The sequence below is a fragment of the Mesorhizobium sp. GW821-FHT04C10 genome (genome assembly GCF_059420305.1).
The window spans coordinates 5735690-5750722 of the sequence record NZ_JBWKTL010000001.1; the positions used below are offsets into that span (position 1 = coordinate 5735690).

Here is a 15033-nt window from a genome sequence, read left to right on the forward strand (position 1 = left end):
GACATGAGCACCATAAGTACGGCCCTGGAGCAGCCTGCCGAGAGCAAGCTGCTCAGGCATATCGACTGGCGCGGCGCCTTCTGGGTGGCAAGCGGCGTTCCAGCACTGGTTCTGTTTTCGATCGGCGGCATTGCCGGCACGACCGGGACGCTGGCCTTCCTGATCTGGACGGTGTCCATGATCATGGGTTTCCTGCAATCCTTCACCTATGCCGAGATCGCCGGCCTGTTCCCGAACAAGTCCGGCGGCGCCTCGATCTACGGCGCCACGGCCTGGCTGCGCTATTCCAAGTTCATTGCGCCGCTGTCGGTATGGTGCAACTGGTTCGCCTGGTCGCCGGTGCTGTCGCTCGGCTGCTCGATCGCGGCCGCCTATATCCTCAATGCGCTGGCGCCGGTGCCGCTGTTCACCGAGACCTCGGCGGAAGTCGTCGCCTATATCGCAGCGCATGCCGGAACGGCGCCCGCCGACGCGATTGCAGCGGTGACGACCGCCGCGACGCCGGCAATCCGCAACTGGACGCTGTACAGCCACACGCTGGGTCCGGTCTCCTTCACCTTCAATGCGACCTTCTTCATCGGCGCGGTGCTGATGCTGATCATCTTCTCGATCCAGCATCGCGGCATCCTCGGCACCGCCAATGTGCAGAAATATATCGGCCTGCTGGTCATCGTCCCGATGCTGATCGTCGGCGTCGTGCCGATCTTCACCGGGCAGATCAACTGGGCCAACTTCTCGCCGCTGGTGCCGCTGGCCGCCGCCTATGCGCCAGACCCAGGCGCATGGAACATCCCCGGCTGGACGCTGGTGCTCGGCGGCATGTTTATTGCCGCCTGGTCGACCTACGGCTTCGAAACCGCCGTCTGCTACACCTCCGAATTCAAGAATCCCGGCACCGACACCTTCAAGGCCATCTTCTATTCCGGCCTGCTCTGCATGTTGTTGTTCATCCTGGTGCCCTTCACCTTCCAGGGCGTGCTGGGCCTCAACGGCATGCTGGCAACGCCGATCGTAGACGGCTCCGGCGTCGCTGACGCGCTTGCCGGCATGGTCGGCGGCGGCAAGATCATCCACAGCCTGCTGGTGATGCTGATGATCCTGGCGCTGGTGCTGTGCATCATGACGGCGATGGCCGGCTCCTCGCGCACGCTCTACCAGGGCTCTGTCGACGGCTGGCTGCCGCGCTATCTCAGCCACGTCAACGAGCATGGCGCGCCGACCCGTGCCATGTGGACCGACCTCTGCTTCAACCTGATCGTACTGGCCATCGCCTCGGCCGATGCGACGAGCTTCTTCTTCATCCTCGCCGTGTCGAACTGCGGCTACATCATCTTCAATTTCCTCAACCTCAATGCCGGCTGGATCCACCGCATCGACAACGGCCATATCGCGCGGCCATGGAAGGCGCCGACCTGGCTGCTCGGGATCGGAGCGATCTTCGCCTATGTCAACGCGATCTTCATGGGCGCCGGCGCCAAGGTGTGGAACCCGATGGCGCTGTGGGCCGGGCTGATCACCGCGGCGCTGATCATTCCGGTGTTCTGCTTCCGCCACTACATCCAGGACAAGGGCAAGTTCCCCGACCACATGCTGGCCGATCTCGGCATGACGGGAACTGACCTCTCGGTGAAGAAGGCAGGCATGCTGCCCTATCTGACGCTGGTCGCCGGCGTGGTGGTGATGCTGATCGCCAACTGGATATTCGTCATCTGACAGGGGCAACTTGAAAAGTGTCGGGCGCGCTTCGGCGCGCCCGACACTTTTCGGCCACCAGCCGGGGCTTCACCTCACCCAGCCTTGCGGACCGACGCTTCCGGATCTTCGAAGAACCGATTGGCCGGCCGCTTCAGGCCGAGATTCTCGCGCAGCGTCGAGCCCTCATACTGCCGCCTGAAGATGCCGCGCCGCTGCAGCTCGGGCACCACCTTCTCGACGAAGTCATCGAGCCCTGCGGGCAGATAGGGAAACATGATGTTGAAGCCGTCCGATCCCTCGGCGACCAGCCATTCCTCCATCTCGTCGGCAATGGTTTTCGGCGTGCCGACGAAAGCAAGGCCGGAATAGCCGCCCAGCCTCTGGGCAAGCTGGCGCACCGTCAGGTTTTCATCCCGGGCCAGTTCGATGACGCGCTCGCGGCTGCTCTTCGAGGCATTGGTCTCCGGTATTTCCGGCAGAGCGGCGTCGGGATCAAAGGCCGACGCGTCGTGTCCAAGAGCGATCGACAACGAGGCAATGCCGCTCTCGTAGTAGACCAGGCTGTCGAGCTTCGCCCGCTTGGCCCGCGCCTCCTCGACACTGTCGCCGACAATGACGAAAGCGCCAGGCAGGATCTTGATATCGTCGCGGGAGCGGCCAAGTTTCTGCGCCCTGCTTTTGACATCGGCGAAGAAGCGTTGGCCCGACGCGAGATCACCATGGGCGGCGAAAATGACTTCCGCCGTTTCCGCGGCCAGCTGCCGCCCGGCTTCCGACGCGCCGGCTTGCACGATGACCGGCCAGCCCTGTACCGGCCGCGCGATGTTGAGCGGCCCGCGCACCGACACGTGCTCGCCTTTGTGGTCCAGCACATGCAATTTGGCGGGGTCGAAATAGAGCCCGCTTTCGGCATCGCGGATGAAGGCGTCGTCGGCAAAGCTGTCCCAGAGGCCGGTGACGACATCGTAGAATTCGCGCGCCCGGTGATAGCGCTCGTCATGCTCGACATGTTCGTCCAGCCCGAAATTCAACGCCGCATCGGGATTGGACGTCGTCACGATGTTCCAGCCGGCGCGTCCGCCGCTGATATGGTCGAGTGACGCGAATCGACGGGCGATATGATAGGGCGCGTCAAAGGTCGTCGATGCGGTGGCGACCAGCCCGATGTGATCGGTGACGGCGGCCAGCGCCGACAACAAGGTGAACGGCTCGAACGAGGTCACCGTGTGGCTGCGCCGAAGCGCCTCGATCGGCATATTCAGCACAGCCAGATGATCGGCCATGAAGAACGCGTCGAATTTCGCCGCCTCCAGCGTCTGCGCGAAACGCTTCAGATGCGCGAAGTTGAAGTTGGCGTCGGGATAGGCGCCCGGATAGCGCCAGGCGCCGGTGTGCAAACTGACGGGACGCATGAAGGCGCCGAGCCGCAATTGCTTCTTTTCTGCCATGGGAAGACACTCTGACAAGGACGAGCGTTGCCGCTCCGGTGCCGCTCAGCATGGTACCGCTTGGCCGCGCTGGGAAGGAATTCTGTTTTGCAGAATCGGCGCCAGGGAGCATTTTAATCGGCGTGATGGGATCAGCCGTCGCGCCGGACCATCCGCCACCGACATCAGCGATGGCGGATGATCAGCGCCGCTCTATTCGGCTGCCAGCGCCAGTTGCGGCCTTTCCGGCTGTTCCGTCGCGGATGCTTCCGCGGCGTCGACACCACGCTTCTTCGGCTCGCGGCCAAAGAACAGGGCATAGCCGGCGGGCAGCACCAGGATGGTCAGCACGGTGGCGACCACGATGCCGCCCATCATCGCATAGGCGAGCGGCCCCCAGAACACGGCGCGCGAGATCGGGATCAGCGCCAGCACCGCCGTCATCGCAGTCAGCACGATCGGCCGGAAACGGCGCACGGCCGAACCGATGATGGCCTCCGAGCGCTCCATGCCTCTGGCGATGTCCTGGTCGATCTGGTCGACCAGGATGATCGAGTTGCGCATGATGATGCCGAGCAGCGCGATGACGCCGAGAATGGCGACGAAGCCGAACGGTGCGCCGCTGATCAAAAGGGCCGCGGCCGCACCGATGATGCCGAGCGGACCGGTGGCCAGCACCAGCATCGCCTTGCCGAAGTTCTGCAGCTGGATCATCAAGAGCACGACGATGATGGCCAGCATGATCGGCGCCTTGGCGGCGATGGACGCCTGGCTTTCGGCCGAATCCTCGGCACCACCCTGGATTTCGATCTTGTAGCCGGGTGCCAGGCCGTCGCGCAGGCCTTGTATGTCCTTGTACATCTTGGTGACCACGTCATTGGACTGCACGCCGTCGGGCAGCGTGGCCCGCACGCTGATCGTCGGCAGGCGGTCGCGGCGCCACTCGATGCCTTGCTCCAGCACCGGTACCACCTTGGCCACCTGCGACAGCGGCACGAAGCCGCCGAAATCGGTCGGGATATAGACAGAGTCGACCGACGACAGCAGGCTGCGGCTGGCGTCCGGCTCGCGGGCGACGATGGACACCGTCTCCTCGCCGTCGCGGAAGTTGTCGAGCGGCGCGCCGGACATGGTTGCCTGCAGCATCTGGCGGATGCGCTGCGAGGTGACGCCGAGCGCACGGGCACGGTCCTGGTCGATCACCAGCTTCATCGCCGGCACCGGTTCGAGCCAGTCGTCATGGACCGCGCCGAGCAACGGATTCTCGCGGAACTTCGCCTTCACCTGGTCGGCGATGCGGCGCACCTCCTGGCGATCCGGGCCCATGACACGCATCTGCACTGGCCAGCCGGTTGGCGGTCCGAGGAACAGGCGGTCCACCTTGGCACGGATCGAGGGGAAGTCCTCGGCCAGAACCGTGCGCAGCTTGACGATCAGCCGCTCGCGGGCCGGCTCGTCATTGGCCATCACCAGCATCTGGGCGAAGTTCGGATTGCTAAGCTGTTGGTCGAGCGGCAGGAAGAAGCGCGGCGCGCCTTCGCCGATATAGGTAGCGATGAAGCGCTTGTCCTTGTCGTCCATCATCTTGGCCTCAAGCGCCTTGGCCTGAGCCTCGACCTCCTTGATGCTGGTGCCTTCCGGCAGCCACAGGTCGACGAGGATTTCCGGCCGCGACGATTGCGGGAAGAAGTTCTGCGGAATGAACTGGAACGCCCACAGGCTGGTGGCGAAGGTTACCAGCGTCATGACAAGCACAATGATGCGATGGCGCACCGCCCAGCCGACGGTCGAGCGAAGCCGGCGGTAGAAGCGGGTGTCGAAGGCATCGTGATGGGTACCGGCATGCTTGCGCTGCTTGAGGATCATGTTGCCCAGCCACGGCGTGAAATAGACCGCGACGAACCACGACACGATCAGCGCGATGCCGACGACATAAAACAGCGTGCGCACATATTCGCCCGCCGTGGAGGCGGCGAAGCCGACCGGAATGAAGCCGGCGGTGGTGATCAGCGTGCCGGTCAGCATCGGGAAAGCGGTCGATGTATAGGCGAAGCTCGCCGCCTCGATCTTGACCAGCCCCTCCTCCAGCTTTCGCTCCATCATCTCGACGACGATCATGGCGTCGTCGACTAGCAGGCCGAGTGCAATGATCAGGGCGCCCAGCGAAATGCGCTGCAGGTCGATGCCGAGCTCGTACATGATGGCGAAAGTGGCTGCGAGCACCAGCGGAATGGCGATGGCGATGACCAGGCCGGAACGCCAGCCGATCGACAGGAACGAGACGACAAGCACGATCAGCAGCGCTTCGCCGAGCGCGTGCATGAATTCGGCCACCGCATCCGTGACGACGCCCGGCTGGTCGGAGATCTGGTCGACCGACACGCCATAGGGCAACGCCTCCTCGAAGCGCTTGTAGGTCGCCTCGACATCCTTGCCGACATCGGTGACCTTGAAGCCCTTGGCCATGACGACGCCAAGCTGCACGCTTTCGTGACCGTTGAAGCGGTATTTGCGCTGGAAGGGATCTTCGAGCCCCGAGGTTACGGTGGCGATGTCGCCGAGCCTGGTGACCTGGCCGCCGGCGCGCAGGCGCAGTTCCCTGATATCGGCGGCCTTGGTGACGTCGCCTTCGACCGAGATGCGCACCGAATTGACGCCGGTGTCGACGGCACCGGCCGGATCGACATTGTTCTGGCCCTTGATGGCGTTCTGCAGGTCGGTCAGCGTCAGGCCGCGTTCGGCCAGCGCCTTGGACGAGACGTCGATGTAGAGCTTTTCCGGCTGGTCGCCGATGATGACGGCCTTTTCGACGCCGGGCGTGGTCAACAGCATATCGCGCGCCTGGATGGCGAATTTCTTCAGTTCTGGATAGGAGAAGCCATCGCCGCTGATCGAATGCAGCGTGATGAAGGTGTCGCCGAATTCGTCGTTGAAATAGGGGCCGAGCAGCCCTTGCGGCAGGTCGCCGGATATGTCGCCGACCTTCTTGCGCACCTGATAGAAGGCATCCGTCACCTCCGCGGCGTTGGTGTCGCCCTTGATCTGCACCGTGATGATGGCGCTGCCGGCGCGGGTGAAGGAGCGCACGAAGTCGAGATGCGGCGTTTCCTGCAGCTTGCGCTCGATCTTATTGACGACCTGGTCCTCCATCTCCTGGATCGAGGAACCCGGCCAGATCGCCTGCACGACCATGACGCGGAAGGTGAAGTCGGGATCTTCCTTCTGGCCCATGCGCATAAGGCCGAGCGCACCGGCGATGATGATCAGCCCAAACAGGAACCGCGCTATGGAAGGGTGGCCGATGGCCCAGCGCGAAAGGTTGAAGGGCCGCTTTTCTTCAGTGGAGGTCGTCATCGGTGCTGTCCACCTTGTTGTTTGCCGGCGCCTGATGCTTGGAAGAAGCGCGGCACGCGAAAACGAAATCATTTGCGTTCGATACTGGCTTCCGGGCGGCGAGGCTTTCCGAGCGGAGAGACACTCATCGCGGTGGGACGCTAGGGTCGATGCGGGGGTACATCGGCCTTGACGTCTCGACCTTCGGGCGCACGCCGCCCGGAAACCTGCGGCCGCGGGAACGCGCGGCCGACCTGTCTGTCGTCAGCGCAACCGGCTGGCGTCGTCGCCATCGGCCGAGGCGGACTGCTGCGCGATGCCGCCGGCGAGTTTCACCTTCAGATTCTCGGTCATGAACTGTGTGCCGGCGGCGACCACGATATCGCCGGGATTCAACCCTTCGGCGACACGCACGCCATCGGCGGCGAACTTGGCAACCTTCACCGGTCGGGCATGGACGGTGTCGGCGCCACGATCGACGGTCCAGACGATCGACTGGCTATCTTTCTCAGCCAACGCGCTCAGCGGGATCGATACGAGTTGCTTCTCATTGGCCGCCGACGCCTCGATATTGGCCGTCATGCCGAGAAGGACGCGCTGGTCGTTGGGCAGGCTGACGCGGACGGCGAAGGTGCGCGACTGCGGATCGGCGCTGCCGGCAACCTCGCGGACCTTGCCGTCGAGCGTCAATGTGTTGTCGGACCAGAAGCCGGCCTTGACTGGTTTGCCCGGCTTGAACTCGGCGATCTCCATTTCGGGGACCGCGATCAGCACTTCCTTCTCGCCGTCAACGGCGACGGTGACCACCGGCGCACCGGAGCCGACCACCTGGCCGACATCGGCGTTCACCGCCGTGACGATGCCGTCCTTGTCGGCCTTGAGGTCTGTATAGCCGACCTGGTTCTTGGCCTGTGCAAGCGACGAACGGGCGGAGTCGCGCGTGGCGACCGCCTGGTCATAGGTCAGCGTCGCCTGTTCGAGCTGCGATTTCGGCGAGAAGTTCTTGGCGAAAAGCTGCTCGGCGCGCTTGCGCGCAAGCTCTGTCGTCTCGACCTGCCGTTCGGCGGCATCGAGGGCTGCCTGCGCGCTCTTGACCGACAAGTCGTAGTCGGTGGGATCGATGCGGGCGAGCACATCGCCCGGCGCCACGTGCTGGCCGATGTCGACAAGGCGCTCGGTGATCTTGCCGTTGACACGGAAAGCCAGCGCGCTTTCGGTGCGGGCTCGCACCGAACCGGAATAGGAGAGCGTGCGGGTATCGTGAGCCTGGGCAATCTCGACGACCTTGACCGGGCGGATGATCTCCTTGACCTCGGCCTTCTCCTGGCTGCAGCCGGCAAGCGTGAGCCCTGCAACGACCAAGCCCGCGACCGGCAACCGGCGGATGATGGAATTGGACAAAGACATCGTGGTACTCCCGACTAAAGGCGGACTGTCGACACCGGCGACCGGCGGCTATTTCAAGGCTCTGATGGCGTAGTCGATAAGTTCGTCGGGCATTGCCCGGTTGGTCTTGGCAAGGCACTGCGCCACCATCTGCGGGTGGCAGAGGATGACGGTGGCGGCGCCAAAGCAGCGCGAGGCGGCTTCGGGATCCTGCTCCCTGAACTCGCCGGTCTCGACGCCCTCGCGGATCACCTCGGCGAACAGGTCGTGAATGCTGTTGACGTGCTTGTCGATGACGCTCCAGTCGCGTTCGAGCGCGACGATGACCATCTCATGGACCTTCTGCTCGTCGAGCATGGTCTCGAGCGTCATCTTGTACTGGGCGTGAATGTAGCGACGCAGCCGCTCTTCCGCGCTGATCGGCAGGTGCATGATCTCGTAAGCCATCTTGTAGCTGGCGCCGAGCATCCGGCCGCAGACGGCCTGGTGGATTTCAACCTTGGAGGCGAAGAAACGGTATATGTTGGCCGGCGACATGCCGAGTTCGCGGGCGATGTCCGCGACATTCGTCTTGCCGTAGCCATAGTGCCGGAACAGGCGCTCGGCGCAGTCGAGAATGCGTGTCACATTCTCCTGCCTGGCGGCATCGACCATGATGTTGGCGGCTTCGGACATGGGTCCCTGTCGTTTTACGAGTGACGAATTTCAATTTTCGTCAGTCGTAAATTGAAGACAGGGCGATGTCAACGCGAAATCGACGTACGCGTATAATTGGTGACAGATGGTGACAAAGGGGCAGGTGCGACAACCGGTGCGCTCGCGATTGGCGACGCCGCCCCATGAATTCGTCATCCTAGAGCGGAGCAAGGAGCGTAGCGACGCGGCGCAGACCCTAGGATCCATGCCGCGGCGTCTGCCGAAGAATGAGGCGGATCAAAGCGTTACGCGGCTCAGCTCCGACAGCCTGCGAAGAGCCGTTGGAGCACGGCCGCTAGGTCGCGGCATGGATCCCAGGGTTTCCGCGACGTCGCTTCGCGACTGCTCCACCCTAGGATGACGAAGTCAGGCAGGTGCGCGACAAATTGTCGAGGCCAGAGCAAGAATGACGGTACAGCTACGTCCCCTTGGCCATCTCCCGCAGCCGGAACTTCTGGATCTTGCCCGTCGACGTCTTCGGGATTTCGGCGAAAATCACGGCTTTCGGCACTTTGAAGCGGGCAAGCAGCGCACGGCAGTGCTCGATGATCTCCGCTTCGGTCGCGGTCTTGCCGGGCTTCAGTTCGACATAGGCCACGGGCACTTCGCCCCACTTGTCATCATGGCGCGCCACCACGCCACAAGAGGCAACGGATGGGTGTTTGTAGAGTGCGTCCTCGACCTCGATAGAGGAAATGTTCTCGCCACCCGAGATGATGATGTCCTTGGAACGGTCCTTAAGCTGGATGTAGCCGTCGGGATGCATGACGCCGAGATCGCCGGAGTGGAACCAGCCGCCGGCGAAGGCTTCGTCGCTTGCCTTGCGGTTCTTCAGATAACCCTTCATGACGATATTGCCGCGGAACATCACCTCGCCGATCGTCTCTCCGTCGGCCGGCGTCGTCTGCATCGTCTCGGGGTCCATGACGGTAAGGCCTTCGAGCGCTGCGTAGCGGACGCCCTGCCTTGCCTTCTTGGCGCTGCGCTCGCCTTTTGCCAGACCGTCCCATTCACCGTGCCATTCGTTGACCACGGCCGGACCATAGGTCTCGGTCAGGCCGTAGAGGTGGGTGACGGCAAAGCCGGCATCGGCCATGCCCGACAGCACGGCTTCCGGCGGCGGAGCGGCCGCGGTGTTGAACGTGACGATCTGCGGGAACTCACGCTTGTCCTCGTCCCGGGCATTGATCAGCACCGACATGACGACCGGCGCGCCGCAAAGATGGGTGACGCCGTGATCGGCGATCGCATCGTAGATCGGCTTCGGCCGCACCCAGCGCAGGCAGACATGGGTGCCGGCCTGGACGGCCAGCGTCCACGGGAAGCACCAGCCATTGCAATGGAACATCGGCAGCGTCCAGAGATAGACGGCGTGCTTGGCCATGCCTGCATGGATGGTGTTGGTATAGGCCATCAGGGCGGCACCACGATGGTGGTAGACGACGCCCTTCGGATTGCCTGTCGTGCCCGAGGTGTAGTTGAGCGAGATGGCGTCCCATTCATCGTCGGGCATCGACCAGGCGAAATCCTCGTCACCGCCGGCGACAAAATCCTCATAGTCCGATGCGCCGATCCGCTCGCCTTTCGGATAGGGCGCGTCGGCGGCGTATTCGGGATCATCGTAGTCGATGACCAGCGGCTTGACCTTGGCCAGATCAAGCGCCTGCCGGACGACACCTGAGAATTCACGGTCGACGATCAGCACCTTGGTCTCGGCATGGTCGAGTTGGAAGGCGATGACCGCGGCGTCGAGGCGGGTGTTGAGCGAATGCAGCACCGCCTTGGTCATCGGCACGCCGAAATGCGCCTCCAGCATTGGCGGCGTGTTGGACAGCATGACGGTGACCGTGTCGCCCTTGCCGATGCTGCGCTTCCGAAGCGCCGATGCGAGCTTCAGCGAGCGGCGCCAGAATTCGCGATAGGAGATGCGCTGGCCGCCATGGATGATGGCAACGTGGTCGGGATAGGTCTTTGCCGCGCGCTCCAGATAGGTAAGCGGCGTCAGCGGCTGGTGGTTGGCCGCGTTCCTGTCGAGATCCTGTTCGTAGGGATTGCCCATCCCGTTCTCCCCAAAGTTCTTTTCGAACTTTCTAACCTTAGGACTCTCGTCAGGCCATCCCCCGGATGGCCGAAAATGCTATGCTATCCAGGCTTTGTAGAACGGCGATCCCGGATGAACCTTGCCGAGAGACGATCGTGTCCCCGCATCCGAATTTGACTTTTGTCGAGAGCCGTGACTAATGTCAGCCGAGGAGACGGCATGGCGATCCGACCGGCAGAACAGCTCATTCACAAGGCCGCCTGGCTCTACTACGCGCATGGTCTGCGGCAGGACCAGGTTGCGAGCCAGCTTAACATTTCCCGTGCTTCGGTGGCCATGTATCTGCGCAAGGCGCGCGAGACCGGCATCGTCAACATCTCGACCTCGACCCAGTTGTTCACCGACGATGTCATGGCGCGCAAGCTCGAGGACGCGCTGGGCCTCGACGCGGTCTGGATCGCGCCGGAGAACGGCCATATCCCGGACCCTTCGACTGACATCGCCGTGCTGGCGGCGAGCGTCTTTCTGGAACTGGTCAAGAAGGGCGACCGCATCGGCGTCGCCTGGGGCCGCACAGTCTACATGATCGCAGACATCATGTCCTATGCCGACCTGCAGGATGTCACGGTGGTGCAGCTCTGCGGCAATCTCGGCGCGCCCTACTCCTATCGGCCCGACCAGTGCACCATGGAAATCGCGCGTCGGCTCAACGCCAAGGGGTTGAACTTCTATGCGCCGCTGGTGCTGTCGACGGAAGAGCTGGCGCGCGCGCTGCGGGACGAACCGGTGATCCGCGAGCAGTTGTCGGGAATCAAGGACTGCGATCTCGCCCTCTACTCGGTCGGCGCGGTCGACGCCGAGAGCCATCTGGTCAAATGCGGCGCGCTGACACCGGGCGAGATGGCGGAGTTGCGCAGCCGAGGTGCCGCTGGCGTCATTGCCGGGCAGATCATCGACGCCGAGGGCAAGGTGCTCGACTGCAGCTACAACCGCCGGGTGATCTCCGCCGAGCTTGCCTCGCTGCGCGCCATCGCCAGGCGCCTGATGGTGGTGCAGGAGGACAGCAAGTTCGAACCGCTGCTCGCGGCTATCACCGGCGGGCTTTGCACGCATCTGGTGGTCGGCGCGCACATGGCGCAGCGGCTGCTCGATCATGCCGGAGCGGCAACCCAAAAGGCATCCTGAATAAGCAACCATTCGCCGGCGCATTGTCATCAAGGCGTCGCGGCATTCCTGTTTCACCACCCAAGACAGCAACTGGACGAAGCGAACATGAAGAATCTGTGGAACGACGAAGCGGCCGAGAAACTTGTTGCCGACTATGCCAAGAAGGGCGTCGGCCGCGACCTGGCCTTGCGCGTCTACACCACGCGGCTGCTGGGCGGCGTGCCGCAACTGGTCCTGCATGGCGGCGGCAACACTTCCTGCAAGATCAAGGCGACCGACCTCGTCGGCGATGAATGGGACGTGCTGTGCGTCAAGGGCAGCGGCTGGGACATGGCCGTCATCGAGCCGCAAGGCCTGCCGGCGGTCAAGATGGGCGCCCTGCTCAAGGCGCGCGCGCTGGACAAGCTCTCCGACGAGGACATGGTGGCGCTGCAGCGGGCGAACCTGATCGATCCGTCCTCGCCCAATCCCTCGGTCGAAACGTTGCTGCATGCCTTCCTGCCGCACAAATTCGTCGACCACACCCATTCGACCGCGATCCTGGCAATCGTCGACCAGGAAGACTCGAAGCCGTTGGTGAAGACGGTCTTCGGCAGCAAGATGGGCTACGTGCCCTACATCATGCCAGGCTTCGACCTTGCCAAGGCGGCCGCCGACGTCTTCGATGCCGACCCGACCGTTGAAGGCCTGATCCTCGACAAGCACGGCATCTTCACCTTCGGCGACGACGCCAGGCAGGCCTACGACCGGATGATCCACTATGTGAACGTCGCCGAGGACTATGTGGCCAAGCACGCCAAGCCGAAGGCGGCAAAGGCCGCGCTGCCGGCAAGGCTCGCGACGCCGGCCTCCATTGCTCCGATGCTGCGCGGCGCCGTCGCGGTGTCACGCGGCGAAGGCCGCTTCGACCGCATGATCTCTGACTTCCGCACCTCGGACGCGATCGTCGATTTCATCAACTCGGCCGCGATCGCCGACTATGCCGGACGCGGCGTGTCGACACCGGATCTGTCGATCCGCATCAAGACAGGCCCGATGGCGGTGCCGGCGCCCGATGCCGACAAGGCCGGCGACTACAAGGCCGTCATCAAGAGCCATGTCGACGCGTTCGCCAAGGATTATCGCGCCTATTTCGAGACCAATGACGCGCTCGACGATGTCAAGCGCATCATGCTCGACCCGATGCCGCGCCTGACACTGGTGCCGGGGCTCGGCATGTTCGGCCATGGCCGCACGCTGAAGGATGCCAAAATCGCTTCCGACGTCGGCGAAATGTGGATCGAGGCGGTGCGCGGCGCGGAAGCGGTCGGACGGTTCCATCCGCTGTCCAAGGCCGACTTGTTCCCGCTGGAATACTGGTCGCTGGAACAGGCCAAGCTCGCCTCCAACAAGCCGAAGCGGCTGACCGGCCAGGTGGTGCTGATCACCGGCGGTGCCGGCGCGATCGGGGCGGCAACGGCAAAACTGTTCGCCGACAATGGCGCCCATGCCGTCGTTGTCGATCTCGATGCCGACAAGGCTGCTGATGCCGCCAAGAAGGCCGGCAACAATTCGATCGGCGTCGCCGCCGACATCACCGATCCGGCCCAGGTGCGTGCCGCCTTCGACAAAGCGGTTGCCGTCTTCGGCGGCGTCGACATCCTGGTCTCCAATGCAGGGGCTGCCTGGGAAGGCCGGATCGGCGAGCTCGACGATGCGCTTCTGCGCAAGAGCTTCGAACTCAATTTCTTCGCCCACCAGTCGGCGGCGCAGAACGCGGTGCGCATCATGCTCGAACAGGGCACAGGCGGGGCGCTTTTGTTCAACACCTCCAAGCAGGCGGTAAACCCCGGCCCGAAATTCGGCGCCTATGGCGTACCGAAGGCGGCGACTTTGTTCCTGTCCAGGCAATATGCGCTCGACTACGGCGCCCACGGCATCCGCTCCAACGCCGTCAACGCCGATCGCATCCGGTCCGGCCTTCTGACCGACGCCATGATCGCCAGCCGCTCCGGCGCGCGCGGCGTCTCGGAGAAGGAGTACATGTCCGGCAATCTGCTCGGCCAGGAAGTGACGGCACAGGACGTGGCACAGGCCTTCCTGCATCACGCGCTGGCCGAACGCACCACCGCTGACGTGACGACCGTCGACGGCGGCAACATCGCGGCGGCGCTGCGGTAGGCATTTACGGCTGACAACAAAAAGGGCGGCTCACGGGCCGCCCTTTTCATATCTGTCGTGACGACCCTTACTTGGCGTTCGGGTTCGGCATCCAGGCCGGCATGGCGACATCAGCATGGGCGAATTGCGGCAGCTTGGCCGACAGGTCTTCCATGTTCTTGATGTCCTTGTCGATCAGTTCCTTCTGGGTGATCAGCGTCGGCGGCACGATGACGTTGTGGCCGGGGTCCTCACCGGCGAGCAGCTGTGCCAGAGCGCGCACCGAGACCTGGCCGACAACGGCCGGGTTGGTCGCCGCGGTCGCTGCCCAGGCGCTGTCGGGCTCGCGCATCGCCGCGATATCCGAAGTCGAGATATCGGCCGAATAGATCTTGATGCCCTTGTTGAGACCCGCTTCGTCGACGGCGATCTTCACGCCCTTGGCGAATTCGTCATAGGGGGCGAACATCACCTTGATGTCGGGATGAGCCGACAGCACCGAACGCGCCTGGTTGGCGACGGAGTTGGCGATCGGATTGTCGAGTGTGCCGAACATGGCCACTTCCTTGATGCCCGCATATTTCTTCTTCACATCGACCCAGGTCTCGTTGCGGCGGTCGAGCGGCGCGATGCCGGCGACATAGACATAGCCGGCATTCCAGCTTTCGCCATTGTCCTTGACCGCCTGCTCGAGCGCGAGGCGGGCGAGGTCCTTGTCCGACTGTTCGATCTGCGGGATCTTGGGGTTTTCGACATTGACGTCGAAAGCCACCACCTTGATGCCGGCATCGACAGCGCGCTGGGCAGCGTCCTTCATCGATTCCGTCAGGCCGTGCTGGATGATGATGCCCTGCACGCCGAGCGCGATCGCCTGGTCGACCATGTCGGACTGGAGGGCGGCGTCCTGGCGGCTGTCGAGCACGCGCAGGTCGATGCCGAGCGCTTTCGACTGCGCTTCGACGCCCGAGAGATAGGCCTGGAAGAAGTCGCCGGTCGAGAGATAGCGCACCAGCGCGATCTTGACGCCGGGCTTGTCGAACGGCGCCGGCTTGTCCGCGGCAAGAGCCGGGACCTGCATCAGCATGGTTGCGCCGGCCAGCCCGAGCGCGACCTTCCCCAGAAGTCTTCTTGTGATGTTCACCTTGTTTT

9 protein-coding genes are annotated in these 15033 nt (G+C 63.5%); 3 read left to right on the forward strand and 6 right to left on the reverse strand.

Translation table 11 applies throughout. The features are described 5' to 3' along the window. Positions 1-3: 3 nt before the first annotated feature. Positions 4-1713, forward strand: a complete 1710-nt coding sequence (locus AC07UC_RS27960; RefSeq protein WP_494908081.1) for a trimethylamine N-oxide permease — start codon at positions 4-6, stop codon at positions 1711-1713. A 74-nt stretch (positions 1714-1787) separates the two neighbouring features. Here AC07UC_RS27960 and AC07UC_RS27965 read toward each other — a convergent pair whose 3' ends face one another. The 5 genes from AC07UC_RS27965 to AC07UC_RS27985 form a co-directional block, all read right to left on the reverse strand. Beyond that, entirely contained in the window at positions 1788-3143 is a 1356-nt protein-coding gene (locus AC07UC_RS27965; RefSeq protein WP_494908082.1) for an LLM class flavin-dependent oxidoreductase, read from the reverse strand. A gap of 192 nt (positions 3144-3335) precedes the next feature. Continuing rightward, a complete protein-coding gene (locus AC07UC_RS27970; RefSeq protein ID WP_494908084.1) occupies positions 3336-6476 on the reverse strand; it encodes an efflux RND transporter permease subunit in 3141 nt (1046 codons plus the stop codon). Between the two features lie 243 nt (positions 6477-6719). Further along, complete coding sequence (locus tag AC07UC_RS27975; RefSeq protein ID WP_494908085.1) at positions 6720-7862, reverse strand: efflux RND transporter periplasmic adaptor subunit; 1143 nt, start codon at positions 7860-7862, stop codon at positions 6720-6722. A gap of 48 nt (positions 7863-7910) precedes the next feature. Beyond that, positions 7911-8516: a TetR/AcrR family transcriptional regulator gene (locus AC07UC_RS27980; protein ID WP_140769152.1), complete on the reverse strand. Its 606-nt coding sequence runs from the start codon at positions 8514-8516 to the stop codon at positions 7911-7913. Positions 8517-8955: 439 nt separating this feature from the next. Continuing rightward, complete coding sequence (locus AC07UC_RS27985; RefSeq protein WP_494908086.1) at positions 8956-10596, reverse strand: acyl-CoA synthetase; 1641 nt, start codon at positions 10594-10596, stop codon at positions 8956-8958. Positions 10597-10797: 201 nt separating this feature from the next. Between AC07UC_RS27985 and AC07UC_RS27990 the strand changes: the two genes are divergently transcribed. Together AC07UC_RS27990 and AC07UC_RS27995 are read left to right on the forward strand one after the other, a co-directional pair. Next, positions 10798-11763 (forward strand): sugar-binding transcriptional regulator, encoded by a 966-nt coding sequence (locus tag AC07UC_RS27990; protein ID WP_494908087.1) that lies wholly within the window; start codon positions 10798-10800, stop codon positions 11761-11763. A gap of 87 nt (positions 11764-11850) precedes the next feature. Further along, on the forward strand, positions 11851-13905 hold the full coding sequence (locus AC07UC_RS27995; protein ID WP_494908088.1) for a bifunctional aldolase/short-chain dehydrogenase: 2055 nt from the start codon (positions 11851-11853) through the stop codon (positions 13903-13905). A gap of 67 nt (positions 13906-13972) precedes the next feature. Here the strand turns inward: AC07UC_RS27995 and AC07UC_RS28000 are convergent, their stop codons facing one another. Then, the gene (locus AC07UC_RS28000; protein ID WP_140769162.1) at positions 13973-15025 is read right to left on the reverse strand and encodes a substrate-binding domain-containing protein; all 1053 of its coding nucleotides are present in this window, start codon (positions 15023-15025) and stop codon (positions 13973-13975) included. Between the last annotated feature and the right edge of the window lie 8 nt (positions 15026-15033).